The sequence below is a fragment of the Micromonospora sp. WMMD730 genome, from assembly GCF_049178955.1.
Taxonomy (GTDB): Bacteria; Actinomycetota; Actinomycetes; order Mycobacteriales; family Micromonosporaceae; genus Micromonospora; species Micromonospora wenchangensis.
Genome location: NZ_JBMHML010000002.1, coordinates 5,646,071 through 5,661,952 on the forward strand (window position 1 = coordinate 5,646,071; position 15,882 = coordinate 5,661,952).

At 72.5% G+C, this 15,882-nt stretch carries 12 protein-coding genes and 2 pseudogenes; 5 read left to right on the plus strand and 9 right to left on the minus strand.

The window, feature by feature from the left end:
* Nucleotides 1–13 precede the first annotated feature (13 nt).
* Nucleotides 14–217: a DUF397 domain-containing protein gene (locus ACN265_RS23885; RefSeq protein ID WP_421409623.1), complete on the minus strand. Its 204-nt coding sequence runs from the start codon at nucleotides 215–217 to the stop codon at nucleotides 14–16.
* Nucleotides 208–1,014, minus strand: a complete 807-nt coding sequence (locus ACN265_RS23890; protein ID WP_421409624.1) for a helix-turn-helix domain-containing protein — start codon at nucleotides 1,012–1,014, stop codon at nucleotides 208–210. Before ACN265_RS23890 ends, ACN265_RS23885 begins: the two co-directional genes overlap by 10 nt.
* A gap of 150 nt (nucleotides 1,015–1,164) precedes the next feature.
* Here ACN265_RS23890 and ACN265_RS23895 point away from each other — a divergent pair, with 150 nt between their 5' ends.
* Nucleotides 1,165–1,425, plus strand: a complete 261-nt coding sequence (locus tag ACN265_RS23895) for a hypothetical protein (protein ID WP_421409627.1) — start codon at nucleotides 1,165–1,167, stop codon at nucleotides 1,423–1,425.
* 273 nt (nucleotides 1,426–1,698) lie between these two features.
* Here the strand turns inward: ACN265_RS23895 and ACN265_RS23900 are convergent, their stop codons facing one another.
* Nucleotides 1,699–3,258, minus strand: a complete 1,560-nt coding sequence (locus ACN265_RS23900; RefSeq protein ID WP_421409629.1) for a pectate lyase family protein — start codon at nucleotides 3,256–3,258, stop codon at nucleotides 1,699–1,701.
* A 26-nt stretch (nucleotides 3,259–3,284) separates the two neighbouring features.
* Here ACN265_RS23900 and ACN265_RS23905 point away from each other — a divergent pair, with 26 nt between their 5' ends.
* Complete coding sequence (locus ACN265_RS23905) at nucleotides 3,285–3,518, plus strand: hypothetical protein (RefSeq protein ID WP_204923853.1); 234 nt, start codon at nucleotides 3,285–3,287, stop codon at nucleotides 3,516–3,518.
* Nucleotides 3,519–3,773: 255 nt separating this feature from the next.
* Nucleotides 3,774–4,607 (plus strand): annotated as a pseudogene (locus ACN265_RS23910) (YhjD/YihY/BrkB family envelope integrity protein); the annotation flags it as partial.
* Here the strand turns inward: ACN265_RS23910 and ACN265_RS23915 are convergent.
* Nucleotides 4,556–6,976 carry an MMPL family transporter gene (locus tag ACN265_RS23915; RefSeq protein ID WP_421409632.1) on the minus strand — a complete coding sequence of 807 codons (2,421 nt, stop codon included), beginning with the start codon at nucleotides 6,974–6,976 and terminating at the stop codon, nucleotides 4,556–4,558. The pseudogene ACN265_RS23910 and the gene ACN265_RS23915 sit on opposite strands and share 52 nt — an antisense overlap.
* 218 nt (nucleotides 6,977–7,194) lie before the next feature.
* Here ACN265_RS23915 and ACN265_RS23920 point away from each other — a divergent pair, with 218 nt between their 5' ends.
* On the plus strand, nucleotides 7,195–8,796 hold the full coding sequence (locus tag ACN265_RS23920; RefSeq protein ID WP_420119553.1) for a phytoene desaturase family protein: 1,602 nt from the start codon (nucleotides 7,195–7,197) through the stop codon (nucleotides 8,794–8,796).
* A 35-nt stretch (nucleotides 8,797–8,831) separates the two neighbouring features.
* Here ACN265_RS23920 and ACN265_RS23925 read toward each other — a convergent pair.
* Nucleotides 8,832–9,552: pseudogene (locus ACN265_RS23925) on the minus strand (TMEM175 family protein); the annotation flags it as partial.
* Between the two features lie 107 nt (nucleotides 9,553–9,659).
* Complete coding sequence (locus tag ACN265_RS23930) at nucleotides 9,660–11,210, minus strand: Rieske 2Fe-2S domain-containing protein (RefSeq protein WP_421409634.1); 1,551 nt, start codon at nucleotides 11,208–11,210, stop codon at nucleotides 9,660–9,662.
* 264 nt (nucleotides 11,211–11,474) lie between these two features.
* Here ACN265_RS23930 and ACN265_RS23935 point away from each other — a divergent pair, with 264 nt between their 5' ends.
* On the plus strand, nucleotides 11,475–11,696 hold the full coding sequence (locus ACN265_RS23935) for a DUF2631 domain-containing protein (RefSeq protein ID WP_088645513.1): 222 nt from the start codon (nucleotides 11,475–11,477) through the stop codon (nucleotides 11,694–11,696).
* Between the two features lie 69 nt (nucleotides 11,697–11,765).
* Here the strand turns inward: ACN265_RS23935 and ACN265_RS23940 are convergent, their stop codons facing one another.
* From ACN265_RS23940 to ACN265_RS23950, 3 genes are all read right to left on the minus strand, one after another.
* Complete coding sequence (locus ACN265_RS23940) at nucleotides 11,766–12,986, minus strand: DivIVA domain-containing protein (protein ID WP_204923841.1); 1,221 nt, start codon at nucleotides 12,984–12,986, stop codon at nucleotides 11,766–11,768.
* Nucleotides 12,987–13,008: 22 nt separating this feature from the next.
* Nucleotides 13,009–14,160, minus strand: a complete 1,152-nt coding sequence (rlmN, locus tag ACN265_RS23945) for a 23S rRNA (adenine(2503)-C(2))-methyltransferase RlmN (protein WP_204923840.1) — start codon at nucleotides 14,158–14,160, stop codon at nucleotides 13,009–13,011.
* Between the two features lie 104 nt (nucleotides 14,161–14,264).
* Entirely contained in the window at nucleotides 14,265–15,539 is a 1,275-nt protein-coding gene (locus tag ACN265_RS23950; RefSeq protein ID WP_421409638.1) for a phosphatidate cytidylyltransferase, read from the minus strand.
* Nucleotides 15,540–15,882: the final 343 nt, after the last annotated feature.

Sequence of the window (15,882 nt, forward strand, 5' to 3'; positions counted from 1 at the left end):
CCAACTGGGTCGATCACCACGAGGTCAGGTCACCCGAGCGGGTCGCGGCGACGAAGCCGGCCCAGGCGGCGGGTGTGAACGTCAACACCGGGCCACCACGGTCCTTGCTGTCCCGCACCCCGACCACCTGCGGCAGATTCGTCGCCACCTCCACACAGGTGGCACCGCCATTGTCGCTGCGGGTCGACTTGCGCCAGATCGCGCCGCTCAGCTCCATGACTTCGCCAACTCCCGTATCAGCTCCCGCGAGGCCCGCCGGGGCAGCGCCTCGCCACGCAGGTTCTCCCACCTGCGTTGAAGGCTATCAACGTCATCCGGACGGTCGGTGACCTGCGCCCGCAGCGGGGTGTCCAGGTGCGCTACCTCGCCGCCCTCGGGCATGCGGGCCAGGATGAACGGACCGGCCAGGCCGGCGTGCATACCGGCATCCGCCGGCACCACATGCACGCTGATGTGTGAGTGTTCGGTCAGCCGCAGCAGATGCTCGAACTGCCCGATCATGACCGCCGGCTCACCGACCGCCCGGCGAAGGACCGCCTCGTCAACCACGGCCACGAATTCCGGTGGAGGCTCCCGTTCCAGCACGGACTGTCGTTCCAGACGCGCCGTGAGTCGCTGCTCGGTCTCCCCCTCCCGCAGCATTCCGCCACCGTGCAGCACGGCACGGGCGTACGCCTCGGTCTGCAACAGACCCGGGATGAGGGACGGCTCGAACCAGCGGATCAGGGTCGCCTCCCGCTCCACGCTGATCCATTCCCGAAACCACGGGGGCGCGGAGTCGGCGCGGACCAGGGCTAGCAGCCGTTCGAAGAGGCCGCCGGCCGCCAGGACAGCGTCCGCGCGGGTGATGAAGTCCTGCGACGGCGTACGGTGGCCGATCTCGACCATGCCCACCAGCGACGACGAGTAGCTGATCTGTTGGGCCAGGTCCTCCTGGCTCAGCCCACGTTCCTTGCGCGCCCGGCGCAGCTCCGCCCCGAGGAATTCCAGGGTCGACATCGGTCCACCGGTCATCACACCTCCACCACACGTATGCCTTCCGCCGCCAACGTCGCCCACCGGGCCGGCCCCGGTCGGCACACCCGACGCTGAGGCCACGCGCCGCCTTCCGACAGTAGTCGCGTCCACAGCAGAGTGTGAACAGGCATACGGGAGGAGCGGCGGATGAGGAAGCGCGACAGGCCGGTACCGCTGACGCCACGGCATCGGCGGGACTGGTCCCGGTGGGGTCGGCACTGCACCTGTGGGCTGCGCTGGCCGTGCCCGGACCGGCTCGCCGCCGTACCGCTGCGGGAACCGCCACCACCCACGCTGCCCGTGCCCCGCCCTTACCTGTGGAACGGCCCCACCGCCGCCTACTGGGTGGGCGCTGCGGGACTGGTCACCCGGGGGCAGGCACGTCGGGCGAACGGCCGCCACCGGTGACCCTGCCGACGGGCGGCGCACGGCGCGGGCGACCGGCGTCGGCCGTGCCGCCACCGGACGACGCACGACGGGAACGGTCCTGTCGGCGATGACCCCGCCAGTGGACGGGGCACGGCGGGGGCGGTCGGCGGCGGTCCGGGCGGACGGCCCGGGTCGTCGCCCGCCGGTTGATCGGCACAACGGGGCCGATGTGGGGGTGTCCACGCCGATCGGACACCCCAACATCGGCCCCACTGAGATGATCACCGTCCCGGGACCGCCCGGGGACGACGGTCAGGCGTAGGTCTCGAACTCGGCGACCTTCGGGGTGGCAGCAGAGCTGTTGATCCGGAAGGTGACCTTCTTCAGGGAGGTACGGGCAAAGGTGATCACGCCGGCCCGGCTGCCGGAGGCCAGCACCGCCCCGGTGTCACCGTTGAGCACCTGCCAGGAGGTGATGCTGCCGGCCGAGCCCGACGCCTCCCGGATGTTGATCGAGGAGATGCTGGTCGCGGAGCCCCACTTGATCGAGATGTCACCGGTCGACCCGGCGGGCGACCAGTAGGTGCCCAGGTTGCCGTCCCGGACGTCGCCGTAGCTCGTACCGCTGGCCTTGCTGGAGCCGTCGGAGCCGGCGCCGATGCTGAGGTTGGTCCCGCCGGGGGCGCTGGTGGGCGGCGGGGTGGTCGGGGCCGGCGTGGTCGGCGCAGGCGTGGTCGGTCCCGGCGTGGTCGGGTTCGGGGTGGTCGGCGTGCAGCTTCCGTTGGACTCCTTGAGGCCCATGTTCGCGCCGGCCGTCTGCCGGACGATGTCCGGCACGCAGCTCGCCCCGTCGAGGCGGTAGGAGTACGGGATGCTGACGCTGGTGTTCGACGGCATGCCCGGCCCGGCGGGGTTGGTCTCGCTGCCGGGGCTGGACCAGGTCACGTTGTCCAGGATGTTGCCGCTGGCCTGCCAGTAGCCGGCCTCGCTGGTGTAGAAGGTGCCCAGCACGTCCCGGGAGTTCTTGAAGTAGTTGTTCTCCACCTTGGCCCGCGCACCGGCCCGGGAGTTGATCCCCGACTCGTTGAGCTGCACGTACGAGTTGTTGTAGATGTGCGCGATCCCGCCCCGCAGCAACGGCGTACGGGAGTCGATGTTCTGGTAGAGGTTGTGGTGGAAGGTGACGAAGCCGTTGCCCCGGTCGCTCTCGCTGGAGCCGATCAGGCCGCCCCGGCCGGAGTTGCGCAGGATGCTGTACGACAGCGTCACGTACTGGACGTCGTCCTTCATGTCGAACAGCCCGTCGTAGCCCGCCGACTCGCCGCCCGACGCCTCCAGCGTGGTGTGGTCGACCCAGACGTTGCGCACGCTGCTCTCCATGCCGATGGCGTCGCCGCCGTTGGAGATGGGCGAGCCCGACTTCTTGACGTTCCGCACCGTCACGTTCTGGATGATGATGTTGCGGGAGTCGCGGATGTGGATGCCGAGCTGGTCGAAGACCGCCCCGCTGCCGACCCCGACGATGGTGACGTTGCTGATCTCCTTCAGCTCGATCTTGTCGGCTGCGGTGTTGCAGCTGTTGCCCGACACCTTCGTGGTGTTGCCGTGGTTGATCGTGCCCTGCACCTCGATCACGATCGGGGTGCTGCTGCTGGCCCGGTTGCACAGCGCCGCGTGGATCGCGGTGCCGGTGCTGGCCCGTACGGTCTGCCCGCCCGCGCCGCCGGTGGTGCCGCCGTTCTGGGTGGCGTAGCCGCTGGCGCTGCCGGCCGCCGCCGACGCCTGGTGCACCGGCAGGGCCACGCAGATCGCGGCACCGACGGCGGCCGTGGCCAGCCCCGCCTGGACTCGTCGTGCGACTGGTCGTCTCATCCTCGCGTCACCTTTCTCATTACCTGGTGGTGGTGCCGCTGCCGGGTGGTGTGGTGCCCGGTCGGGCGGCGGTGATGACGGTGGTCCTGGTGGACCTCTGCGCGCCGGGGACGGGCCGGGCCTTCGCGGCCGTCAGGCGGAGTCGCCGGCCGGCCAGGGGTGTCTGCGCCGGTGGTCGGGTCGACCCGCTCGCCGTGCTGCCGCGCACGGCGAACTGGCGCCTGCGGCGGTGGTGGAACTCGCCGGGGCACCCGCACTGAGCATCTGGAAAGCGCTTTCCACAAGCGAGGATAGGGCGACGTCTATGGACACCGCAAGACGTCGTCCGGATTGCGGCTAATGACCGCCTACCTGCCGGCCAGCCCGCTATTGATCCACTCGCCGGGGCTGATGTTGCGCCATCACGGCGTCCCGACACCGCAACATCGGCCGAGTTGAGCCGATCATGGCTGGCACACGGGCATGACGCGGGATCGTGATGCGTGGCGGCGGGCGACAGGGGGAAGAACATCGCGATGGGCGACGCATGGCAGCGTACGAAGCGGATCACCAGCGCCGCGTTCCGACCGGTACGCGGGCGGGACCTCTCCCTGCACGCCGCCGCGATCACCTTCTACGGGGCGATCGCCGTGGTGCCGGTGGCCCTGCTGGCGATCTGGCTGACCTCGCTGCTGGCCGGCGCGGACCGGGTACGCCGGCTCACCGCGTACGCCGTGGAGACGCTGCCGGACGCGATCGGTGCGCCCGAGGCGGTGGACGCGCTGGTCAACGCCGGGGTGCAGTTGACCCCGCTACTGGCGCTGGCCTCCCTGCTGCCCGCCTCGCTCTACGGCGAGGGGCTGCGCCGGGCGTTCGTCTCGGTGGCCGTCGCCCCCAATCCGGACGAGTCGCTGGTCGGCTGGCGGGGCCGGTTGCTGTTGCTGCCGCTGCTCGCCCCCGCCCCCGCCCTGCTGCTGTCGATCCTCATCGCGCTGCCCACCACCACCCGGCTGATCCGGCAGGGCGGCTGGGTCGCCGCCCTGGGCATCGTGCTGTCGTTCCTGGCGGTGTGGCTGGTGCTCACCCCGGTGCTGATGTGGGTGTTCCGGGTGGTCGGGCCGGCCTCACCGGACTGGCTGTCGACGTTGGCGGTCGGCTCGTTCACCGCCGCCAACCTCTCCGGCTTCCTGCACGGCTTCGTGCTGTTCTGCTCGCTCCCGCTGGATCTCGGGGTGCCGTTCGGCGGCTTCGACCCGGTCGGGGCCGGCGTCGCGGTGCTGCTCTGGCTCTACCTGTTCCACGTGATCGTGCTGGCCGGCTACTCGGCCACCCTCGCGTTGTCCCGCTGGCGGGCCCGCCGCGCCGCCGCCTCCGGGTCGACGTCCGGCTCGGGGCCGACCGTCGGCTCGGCGTCGACGTCGGGCCCCGGGAGCGCGTCCGCAGGCGTCGATGCCGCGTCGGCCACGGCGAACCAGCCCGAGGCATCCGCCGACCCGCCCGGGGTCCCCGCCGCCGGGACGGGCGACACCACCGGGACGGGCGCCGGCGACGGGACGGGCGACGCCGACGCCGACGTGTCCGGGGTCGTCGGCGGTTCCGCCGGGTCGTCGGTCTCGCGCAGGCCGTAGCGGGCCCAGAACCGGGCCAGGGGCGCCGGGGCCCACCAGTTCCACCGCCCCAGCAGCCGCATGGTGGCCGGCACGAGCAGCGCCCGGACCAGCGTCGCGTCCACCACGATCGCCACGATCATGCCGACGCCGATCAGCTTGATGTAGGCCATCCCGCCGGTGGTGAAGCCGGCCACCACGATGATCAGCAGCAGCGCGGCGGCGGTGATGATCCGGCCGGTGCGTTGCAGGCCGGTGGCGACCGAGGCGGTGTTGTCGCCGGTGCGGTCCCACTCCTCGCGGACCCGGCTGAGCAGGAACACCTCGTAGTCGGTGGCCAGCCCGAACAGCACCGCGAGCATGAGGATGAGGTTGCTCGGCTCGATGAACCCGGTGGAGGTGAAGCCGAGCAGGCCGGACAGGTGCCCGTCCTGGAAGATCCAGACCACCACGCCGAACGACGCGCCGATCGACAGCAGGTTCATCAGCACCGCCTTGACCGGCAGCACCACCGAGCCGAAGGCGAGGAAGAGCAGCAGCAGGGTCGCGCCGGCCATCAGCAGCGCCATCCACGGCAGCCGGTCGCCGAGGCTGTCCAGCAGGTCGACGTCGGCGGCGGGCCGCCCACCGACCAGCACCTGCGCCCCGGCCGGGCCGGGCAGGTCGCGCAGCGTCCGCACCAGGTCCCGGGCGGCGTCGCCGGTCGGCTCCCCGGGGTAGCTCACCGACAGCAGGGTGGACTCCCCCTTCGCCGCCGTCACCTGCACCCCGGTCACCCCGGGCAGCGCCGCGATCCGGTCGGCGAACGGGCGTACCGTGTCGGCGGGCGCGCCGGAGACCAGCACCTCGACCGGGGCGATCGTGCCGCCGGGGAACTCGGCGGCGATCCGCTCGGAGACCACCCGGGGTGCGGCGTCCGCCGGCAGCACCCGCTCGTCGACCCCGCCGAAGGTGATCCGCGCGAACGGGGTGGCCAGCACGCCGAGCAGCAGCGCGACCCCCACCAGGTACAGCGCCGGCCGGCGCATCACGCTGCGCGCGATCCGGGCCCAGGCGCCGCCGGACGCACCCGCCGCCGGCCGCCCACCCCGCGTCCCCCGCCGCCACGGCAGCGGTACGCGCACCGCGTCCACCCGGCGGCCGAGCACCACCAGTAGGGCCGGCAGCACGGTGAGCGCGGCCAGCATCGCGATCAGCACGGCGGCCATCCCGCCGAAGCCCATCGACCGCAGGAACGGCTGCGGGAAGATCAGCAGGCTGGCCATGGCGAGCGCGACGGTCAGCCCGGAGACGAAGACGGTCCGGCCGGCGGTGAGCATGGTGCGGCGGATCGCCTCGGCGACGGACCGGCCGGCGGCCAGCTCCTCCCGGAACCGGCTGACGATGAACAGCGCGTAGTCGACCGCCATCCCGAGGCCGATCAGGGTGATCACGTTGATCGCGAAGATCGACACGTCGGTGACCAGGTTGACCAGGCGCACCGCCACGAACGCGCCGAGGATGGCCAGCCCGCCGACGAGCAGCGGGGTGCCGGCGGCGACCAGCCCACCGAAGATCAACACGAGCAGCACCAGCAGCACCGGCATGGACAGCAGCTCGGCCCGGGTCACGTCCTCGGTGCTCTGGGTGGTGGCCGCCTCCTGGAACGCCACCAGCCCGCCGACGTCGGTCCGCAGGCCGGGCGCGTCCAGCGCGGGGCGCAGCGCCGCGAACTGCGCCGAGCGGGCGTCCTCGTCGCCGCCGGTGAGCTTGACCAGCGCGTAGGTGGCCCGGTGGTCGGTGGCGACCAGCGCGGGCGCGAGCGCGTCGTACCAGGTGGTCACCTCGGCCACCTCGGCGCGCTGACGCAGCCCGGCCACCGTGAAGGTGACCGGGTCGCGGAACTGCGGGTCCTCGACGGTGACGGTGTCGCTGGACCACAGGACGATCACGTCGGCACCCTGCCTGCCGAGTTCGGCGGTCACCCGCTGCACGGTCCGGCTGGACTCGCTCGACGGGTCGTCGAAGCCGCCTCCGCTCAGCTCGCCGAAGACGCCGGTGCCCCAGGTCGCCCCGACGGCGATCAGCACCCCGGCGACGGCCAGCACCGCCCACCGGGCGCGCACCACCACCTGCCCCCACCAGGCGAACATCGGCCTCTCCCCTCGTCGACCCGCCGGCCCGTCCAACCACCGCCGCCCGCACCCGGGCCGTCCACCGGGACCGCCCCACAGCGATCGACGTCCACTATCGCAACAACCGTTCACGTTCGACGGGCCGGGACCGGCCTCTCCCGGTTGCCGGAGCGGGCGGGGCACCCGCCGGTCGAGCCGGCACACGGACGCCACGTACCGCACTAGGCTGCGCAGGCATGAGCGATGCGAGTGAGCTGCCGTCCCGCGCCGACGTCGTGATCGTCGGATCGGGGCACAACGGGCTGGTCTCCGCCGTCCTGCTGGCCCGCGCCGGGCTGGACGTGCTGGTGCTGGAGGCGGCGGAGGTGATCGGCGGGGCCACCCGCACCGAGAACCCGTTCCCGAAGGTGCCCGCGCTGCGCCACTCCACCGGGTCGTACCTGCTGGGGCTGATGCCGCCGGAGCTGCTCGCCACCCTCGACGTCCGCATCCCGGTGCTGCGCCGCGACCCGCACTACTTCCTGCCCACCCCGGGCGGGCCCGGTGCGCCGTACCTGCTGTTCGGCAGCGACACCGCGGCGACCCGGCGGCAGCTCACCGAGTTCTTCTCCCCCGCCGACGTGGCCGCCGACGACGCGCTCCAGGCCGAACTGGCGCAGTTGCGCGCCGACCTGGCCCCGGCCTGGCTGGCCGAGCCGCTGCCGGTGGAGCAGACCGCCGAGCGCTACGTCCGCCCCGAGCTGCGGCAGGTCTTCGTCGACCTGGTCCGTGGTTCCGTCGCCGACTATCTGGCCCGCTTCGACTTCCGCTCCGAGCTGCTGGTCAGCATGTACGCGGTCACCGACGGGCTGTCCGGCCTCAACGCCGGCCCGGACGACCCCGGCACCGGCCACAACTTCCTCGTGCACAACATGTGCCGGCTGCCCGGCGCGGACGGCACCTGGATGATCGCCCAGGGCGGGATGGGCACCGTCTCCCGCACCTTCGCCGAGGCCGCCCGCGCCGCCGGGGCGACCATCCTGACCGGTGCCCGGGTCGACGCCGTCACCCTGTCCGGGGGCGCGGCGTCCGGCGTGCGGCTCGCCGACGGGCGGGAGGTCGCCGCCGAGGTGGTGCTCGGCGCGTGTGACCCGTACCGGCTGATGGAGCTGGTGCCCGACGGCGCGCTGCCGGCGGAGCTGGGCGCGCGGATGGCGGCGGTCCGCCGGCCCGGCACCACCCTGAAGCTCAACCTGGCGCTGACCGGGCTGCCCCGGTTCTCCTGCCTGCCGGCCGACGCGCCCAGCCCGTTCGGGTCCACCATCCACCTGCTCCCCGGGTCGGCGTCGCTGGTCGGGGCGGGCGGCGAGTCGCCGATGGCGGCGCTGCGGGCGATGTGGGCCGACGTGCAGGCCGGGCGGCTGCCCGACGAGCCGACCATCGAGTGGTACCTGCACACCACCGTCGACCCGTCGCTGTCCGACCCGGCCGGGCACCACTCGTCGGCGCTGTTCGTCCAGTCGGTGCCCTACACGCTGGCCGGCACCGACTGGGACACCGCGTTGCCCGGCTACGTCACCCGGCTGGTGGAGATCTGCGAACGGTACGCCCCGGGCACCGGTGACCTGATCGCCGACGCGGTGCCGCTGCCCCCGCCCGGCATCGAGGCGCACTTCGGCATCACCGGCGGGCACATCCACCACGTCGACAACACCGTTTCGTTCACCGACCGGATGCCGTACGCCACCGGCATCGACGGGGTGTACGCGGGCAGCGCCGGCTGCCATCCGGCAGGCAGCGTGATCGGCGCGGCCGGCCACAACGCCGCCCAGCGCATCCTCGCCGACCTGGGCCGCTGACACCCGACCGGCCACTGACACCCGACCGGCCCGCGCCCCCGCTCAGGCGGGGGCCGGCCGGGAGGACGGCAGGTCGCCCGGACCCCGGATCAGGTAGAGCCCGGTGAGCAGGAAGTACGCCGCGAGGCTGAGCACCGGGTCGACGAACGAGATGCCGAACGCGACGACGTACAGCACCGGGCCGAGCAGGAACCGGCGGGCCACGGCGCGGGCCAGCCGGGGGTCCAGCCCCGGGTCGAGCAGTCGGCGGCGGCGGGCCCACCACCAGCTCAGGTTGAAGAACAGCGCCTCACCGAGCACCGTGCCCACGTAGAGCGCGGCGGTCAACCGCTGGTCGGCGACGGTGCCCCGCAGGTTGTCGGCGAGCAGGCTGGCCGCGAACGGGATGGCCGCGACGAACAGCAGCAACAGCAGATTGAGGACGAGCAGCATCTGGTCGACCTTGACGACGTACCGCCACATGTTGTGGTGGGTCAACCAGACCTGCCCGACGATCACGAACGTGATCACGTACGCCAGGTAGGCGGGCCACTCGTGGAACAACGCCCCGGGCAGGTCCTGCCCCTCGGGCCGCTGCGGGCTGAGTTGGAGCAGCTCCACCGCCATCAGGGTGAGCACGATCGCGATCACCGCGTCGCTGAACGCCTCCACCCGCGACGCGTCCCGCTCCTTCTCCCGCCGATGCCCGAACTCGTACTCCTCCTCGTCCCCCACCCCACCCCCACTCCCCACGCCCACCCTCACCCCACCCTCCATGCCTGTGTCGATCAAGGAGTTGTGGTGCCCGGGGTGCACCGGTTCAGGGCCACTGCGGCCCAGCACAACTCCATGATCGCCGGAAACGGGGGTGGGTCGGGGAGGGATTAGGGGGTTTGGGTGCGGGCGGCGCGGATCTTGTGGCCGACGCTGGTGAGGCAGCGGCCGGACGGCAGGTCGAACTTCCAGCCGTGCAGCTGGCAGGTGAGCTGGTCGCCATCGACGATGCCGAACCGGGTCAGGTCCGCCTTCAGGTGCGGGCAACGGCGCTGCACCACCCAGTCGCCCAGGGTGACGTCCTCGGCGTCGACGGCCCGCTCGTGCTCGTCGTACCAGCCCTCGGCGTACTGGAGGCGCTCGGTGGACAGGCACTTGAAGAAGGCATACACGAACTCGTTGTACTGGCCGATCCGGGCCGCCGAGAAACGGCAGGACAGGAAGAGCGAGTTGACCCAGTCGACCTCGTCGATGTAGAGCAGGTGCTCGATCAGCGCCCGCTCGGTGCGGAACCGGTACCGGACCTTCTCGTCCGCGTACGGCCGGACCTCCTTGCCGGGGAAGTCCACCACGATCGACTCGACGCTGTCGCCGTCGTAGCCGACCAGATCGAAGCGGACCGGGCCGCCGACGCCCTTGGCCAGGTAGATCGACTCGTCGAGCAGCGGCTCGATCCGGCGCTTCATCCCGGCCAACACGTCGATCTCGGGGTGCCGCCAGGACGCCTTCTCGGCCTCGATGACGCCGCGCTTACGCTCCCGCATCTCCTCCAGGTGGGCGGTCTTGTTCGCGAAGAACTCCTCGACCGGCTGCGGGTGGGTGGTGGTCGCACCGGAGGTGGTCACCTCGGCGACGCTGCCCGGCAGCAGCACGATGCCGTTGGTGCCGCCGACCTTCGCGTACTCCGACAGGAACACCGACTGGTCCGGGAAGATGTTGCCCTCGTCGCCGTGGATGTCGTTGAACTGCCACAGCGCGTCGTCGAGGAAGCACGGCGGGCCGGCGATCGGGAAGACGTGGTCGGCCTTCAGGTCGTCGATGTAGCGCCAGGTCCGGTCGAACTGCCGCTCCCGCTTCTGCTTGCCGAACGCGGTCTTCGCCGCCTGCGGCAGCTCGTAGACCATCGGGTACCAGATCGCGCCGGAGAACTGGAGCAGGTGCGCGTGCACGTGGCCCAGCTCGGCGAAGACGGTGAGGTCGGTGGGGCGGGCGTCGTTCTGGTTGAGCAGCCGGACCCCGTCGTACTCCACCCAGAGCGACGAGTCGCCGATCGGGCCGTCGGTCGGGCTGGTCAACGCCTGAATCATGATCTTCAGGCCGCCGTCCAGCTCCACCACCTGCTCGTTGGGGGCCCGCAGGAACTTCGTGAAGCCCAGCGCCCGCAGCTCGTCCTCCATCTCCGAGGTGGGGAACTCGGGCAGCAGGACGGTGGCGTCCTTCGAGACGAAGTCCCGCAGGTGTTTGGCGTCGAAGTGGTCCCGGTGCAGGTGCGACACGTACAGATAGTCGACCCGGCCCAGGGTCTCCCAGTCGAGCAGGGAGTTGTCGGGGAACGGGAACCACGAGGCGAAGTAGGCCGGATTGACCCACGGGTCGCACAGGATGCTGCCCGCAGCCGTGTCGATCCGCATGCTGGCGTGTCCCGTACCGGTCACTCGCACCGCAGTCCCCCTCAAACAGACAATCAAGGTGTACGTCAGGAACGCTACCGGAGGCAGTGTGGTCGACGGCCCGCGACGCCGGTAGAGCCGACCCGCCCCACCGGGAAAGGGACCTTCGGCCCGGGTGCCGCCCCGGCCGGCCAACCCCACCCGGTGGCGTGGTCCTGCGCCGTACCGCGCCTCCAGCAGGGCGGACCCCGCACCGGGCCCGGGGCGGGGCGTGCCAGACTAACCGGAGATCCGATCGCGAGGGAAGGACCGACAGTGGCAGGAAGCGAGCCGGTAACCGCGCCAGATCAGCACAGGCCCGGGCACCGCAAGGCCGGGCGGATCGGCGCGGTGCTCTCCGCGTTGGCGCTGCTGGCGATGCTGTGCGGCAACCACGAGGGCAAGGTCGAGGACATCTGGCTGGTCGGCCTGGCGGTGCTGTTGCTGGCGATCGTCGTCGGCGACGCCGTGCTGCGTCGCAGCGGGCTGCGCTCCTGACGCACCGCCCCCGCAACGCCACGAGGGCCCACCCCCGGCCGGGGGTGGGCCCTCGTCACGTGTGGTGGATCACCGGCCGAAGAGGATGTCCTGCACGTCCTTGAGCGCGGCATCGACCTCGGCCTCAAAGTAGCCGCCCGGCACCAGGCCGAAGCGCAACGTGTCCAGGTCCTTCGGGTTCACCGGCATCTGGTTACGGCCCTGCATCCCACCGAGCAGGCTCTCGAAGAACCGGTCCACCTGGTCCGGGTCGTACCCGCTGCCGAACCGGCGCACCTGGAAGCTGCGCCGGATCTGGTCGACCCGGTACAGCTCGCTGCCCGGCGGACCGGCCATCGGCGGACCCACCATCGGCGGGCCACCGACCGGCGGGCCCATCTGCGCGGGCGGGCCGCCCAGCGGGGGGCCACCCAGCGACTGCGGCGGCATCGGCGGAGGGCCGGCCGGGCCCCGGCCACGCATGTCCCGGGGGTCGCGGTCCAGCATGGGGTCCCGCTCCGGCATCCGGTCCCGGTCGGGCATGCGGTCGTACTCGGGCATCCGGTCGCGGTCCAGCATGCGGTCCCGCTCCGGCATGCGGTCCCGGTCGGGCATCCGGTCCCGGTCCGACATGCGGTCCCGCTCCGGCATCCGGATCTCGGCGGTCATGTCGGCACGGCCGTGGCGACCGGCCTCGAACCCGTCGAAACGCTGCTCGTCGGGGGGTGGTCCGTAGCCACTGCCCGGACCGGCCGGCAGACCACGCGGCGGCGGGCCACCGTGACCCATCGGCGCACCCGGACCGGGGCCCATCGGGCCGCCGGGGCCCGGCCCCAACTGGCCGCGCGGGGCGTCGTACCCGCCACGCGGGGCGTCGTAGCCCCCGGCGAAGGCACCGGTCGGCTCGTCGTAGCGGCTGCCGTACCGGTCGGGTGGGCCGGGCTGCGCCGGCATGGCGCGCGGCGGCATCGACGGCGGGGTCTGCGGGAGGCCCCGGTGGTCGTCACGCATCGGCGGGGCGAGCCGGTCCGCGCCGCGCGGGTCGGCACCGCGACCGGTCGGGGCGGACCGTTCCTCCAGCTCGGCCAGCTGCCGCTCCACCCGGTCCAGGTGCAGGTCGACCTGCCACTCGTCGTAACCGTTGAAGCGGACCCGGAAGACGACGTCGTGGACCTCCTGGGAAGCCACCGGAGCACCGACCGGCTGACCGGCGAGGGTCGCCTCCACCCGATCCAGGAAGGCGTCGACCTCGTCGACCTTGTAGCCCCGGCGGAGCGCCTTACGCCGGAAACGCTGACCCTGACTCGCCACTATGTCTCCTGGTCTCGTACCGCTACGCCCGGTCGCGCCCGCGCGGCGCTTCGCTGTCACTGTCCCCCGCGGCAGCCAACTGCCCGCACGCACCGTCGATCTCACGCCCCCGGGTGTCACGCACCGTGGTGGACACGCCGGACTCGCGCAACCGTCGGACGAACTCCCGTTCCACCGGCTTGGCACTGGCGTCCCACCGGCTGCCCGGCGTCGGATTGAGCGGGATGAGGTTGACGTGCGCCGACCGTCCGGCCAACAGGCGTCCGAGCAGGTCGGCCCGCCACGGTTGATCGTTCACGTCCTTGATCATCGCGTACTCGATCGACACCCGGCGGCCCGTCGTCGCCGCGTAGTCCCACGCTGCGTCCAGCACCTCGGCTACCTTCCAGCGCTGGTTGACCGGCACGAGTTCGTCGCGCAGCTCATCATCGGGCGCATGCAGCGACAACGCAAGGGTCACCGAGAGGTCTTCGCTGGCCAGTCGGCGGATGGCCGGCACCAGACCGACCGTGGAGACGGTGACGTGACGCTGCGACAGACCCAGCCCCTCCGGGGCCGGCGCGACCAGCCGCCGGATCGCCGTGACGACCCGGGAGTAGTTGGCCAACGGCTCACCCATGCCCATGAACACGACGTGGGACAGCCGGGGCGGCGAACCGGCCACCGCGCCCGAGGCGGCGACGCCGGCCAGGTAGACCGCCTGGTCGACGATCTCGGCGGCGGAGAGGTTACGGGTCAGCCCGGCCTGGCCGGTGGCGCAGAACGGGCAGGCCATGCCGCACCCCGCCTGGCTGGAGATACAGACGGTGACCCGGTCCGGGTAGCCCATCAGCACGCTCTCCACCAGCGAACCGTCGTGCAGCCGCCACAGCGCCTTGCGGGTGGCGCCGTCGTCGCAGGCCAGCTCCCGGACCGGGGTGAGCAGCCGGGGCAGCAGCGCCCCGGCCAGCCGGTCCCGGCTGGCCGCCGGCAGGTCGGTCATCTCAGCCGGGTCGCGGACCAGCCGACCGAAGTAGTGGTGGGAGATCTGCCGGGCCCGGAAGGCCGGCTCGCCCAGCTCGGTGACGAGCGCCTTCCGGCCCGGCAGATCGAGATCGGCCAGGTGCCGGGGAGGCATCGCCGGGCGGCGGCCGGGGGCGTCGGGGTCAACGGGGATCACAGGCAGGCTCGTCATGGCTGGTCCAGTCTGTCACGCCGTGTGCCGCAGCCGCCCGTCCGGAGGTGCCGAATCGACCCCCGCCGCCGGGACCGCCCGGGTGGCACGGCGTGATTCATCCCTCAGCCCACCACCGGTACGAGGACCGCCAGCAGCAGATAGGCGGTGGGTACGGCGAACAGGATCGAGTCCAGCCGGTCCATCAGGCCCCCGTGCCCCGGCAACAGGCTGCTCATGTCCTTCACGCCCAGATCCCGTTTGATCATCGACTCGGCGAGGTCACCCAGCACCGCCGCCACCGAGACCGCCACCCCGAACAGCGCGCCCCACCAGGGGGCCACGTCGAAGAGCAGCCAGATCAGCAGGGCGCTGCCGACGGCCGCGGCGACGACCGAACCGGCGAACCCCTCCCAGGACTTCTTCGGGCTGATCCGGGGGGCCATCGGATGCTTGCCGAAGTTCGCCCCGGCGGCGTACCCGCCGGTGTCGGAGAGCACCACGCCGGCCACGGTGACCAGCACCCGCAACGGGCCGTCGCCGGGGGCCGCCGCGAGCATCGCCGCGAAGCCGCCCAGGAACGGCACGTAGACCGCGATCAGGGTGGCCGCGGTGATGTCCCGTTGGAAACCGGCCGGGCCGTCACCCAACCGCCAGATCATCGTGCCCAGCACGGTGACCAGCAGGCCCAGGCTCAGCGCGTCGGGGCCGGCGAACCAGGCCAGCCCGATGGTGAGCACGCCACCGGCGAGCAGCGGCACCAGCGGCGGATGGGCGCCGCTGCGCCGTACCGCGCGGGCCATCTCCCAGATGCCGACCCCGATCGCGCCGGCCAGCACGGCCAGGAAACCGGGGAGGAAGAAGAAGAGCGGGACCAGGACCAGCGCACCGAGCCCGAGTCCGACCCCGATCGCGGCCGGCAGGTTGCGCCCGGCCCGGCCGGTCGACGGCTGCCCGGTGGCGGGCCGCTCGGCGCTGGCCCGTCGCCGACCCGGGGACCGCCGGCCGGGCGGTGGCTCCTGCGGGTCGACCTCGGGCCGGGCGGCGTCGTCGGTCCGGACCGGGGTGAACGGCGAGGTGGGGACGGCGTCGTCGCGGACCGGGGGCAGCTGGGCGGTCGGAGCGTCGTCGTCGCGGACCGGGGGTAGCTGCGAGGTCGGGGCGTCGTCGTCGGCGAACGGCCGGCCGGCCACCGGCGGGTCGTACGGACCGTCAGGCGACTCGTCGTGCCGGCGGACGGGCGGTCGGGGCGGGGCCTGCGGCACCGCGGACAGGTCGGTGCCCGACTGCCGGGGAGACCACGGTTCGACCTCCCGGTCCGGCCAGGGCAACGCCGGAGGGCGGTCGGACCGCTCCCAGCCACGGGGCTCGGTGCCGCTGTAGGGGTCGAGGGGGGACATCACGTACCGGACGACGGTACGAGTGCCACCACATGACGCAAGACCACAACCATCCCCTACCCGCGTGACTACTTCGGTTGACCGGCCCGACGGCCGATCGATCCCCGCCGTTCACCGCCCGGTGGCCGGGAATCGTGCCGAGCCTACTGCACGGGCCGGCCGGGCACGGTGGACGCCGGGCCCGGTTGGCCAGCGGTGGCGTCCGTGCCGCCCGCCCGCCGGCCTCGTCCCGCCGGCCCGTCACCGCGCGGAGACGGTGGGTTCCGCGTGGTGCCCCCGCCGGCCGGCGCCCCTGCCGATCGGGAAGCCGGTCCCCGCCGCCGGCACCTCCCCGACGCGGCCA

Excerpts from the sequence above, each read along its gene's own strand:
- ACN265_RS23885 (WP_421409623.1), bottom strand. The coding sequence starts at position 217 with ATGGAGCTGAGCGGCGCGATCTGGCGCAAGTCGACCCGCAGCGACAAT.
- ACN265_RS23890 (WP_421409624.1), bottom strand. The coding sequence starts at position 1,014 with ATGACCGGTGGACCGATGTCGACCCTGGAATTCCTCGGGGCGGAGCTG.
- ACN265_RS23895 (WP_421409627.1), top strand. The coding sequence starts at position 1,165 with ATGAGGAAGCGCGACAGGCCGGTACCGCTGACGCCACGGCATCGGCGG.
- ACN265_RS23900 (WP_421409629.1), bottom strand. The coding sequence starts at position 3,258 with ATGAGACGACCAGTCGCACGACGAGTCCAGGCGGGGCTGGCCACGGCC.
- ACN265_RS23915 (WP_421409632.1), bottom strand. The coding sequence starts at position 6,976 with ATGTTCGCCTGGTGGGGGCAGGTGGTGGTGCGCGCCCGGTGGGCGGTG.
- ACN265_RS23920 (WP_420119553.1), top strand. The coding sequence starts at position 7,195 with ATGAGCGATGCGAGTGAGCTGCCGTCCCGCGCCGACGTCGTGATCGTC.
- rlmN (WP_204923840.1), bottom strand. The coding sequence starts at position 14,160 with ATGACGAGCCTGCCTGTGATCCCCGTTGACCCCGACGCCCCCGGCCGC.
- ACN265_RS23950 (WP_421409638.1), bottom strand. The coding sequence starts at position 15,539 with ATGTCCCCCCTCGACCCCTACAGCGGCACCGAGCCCCGTGGCTGGGAG.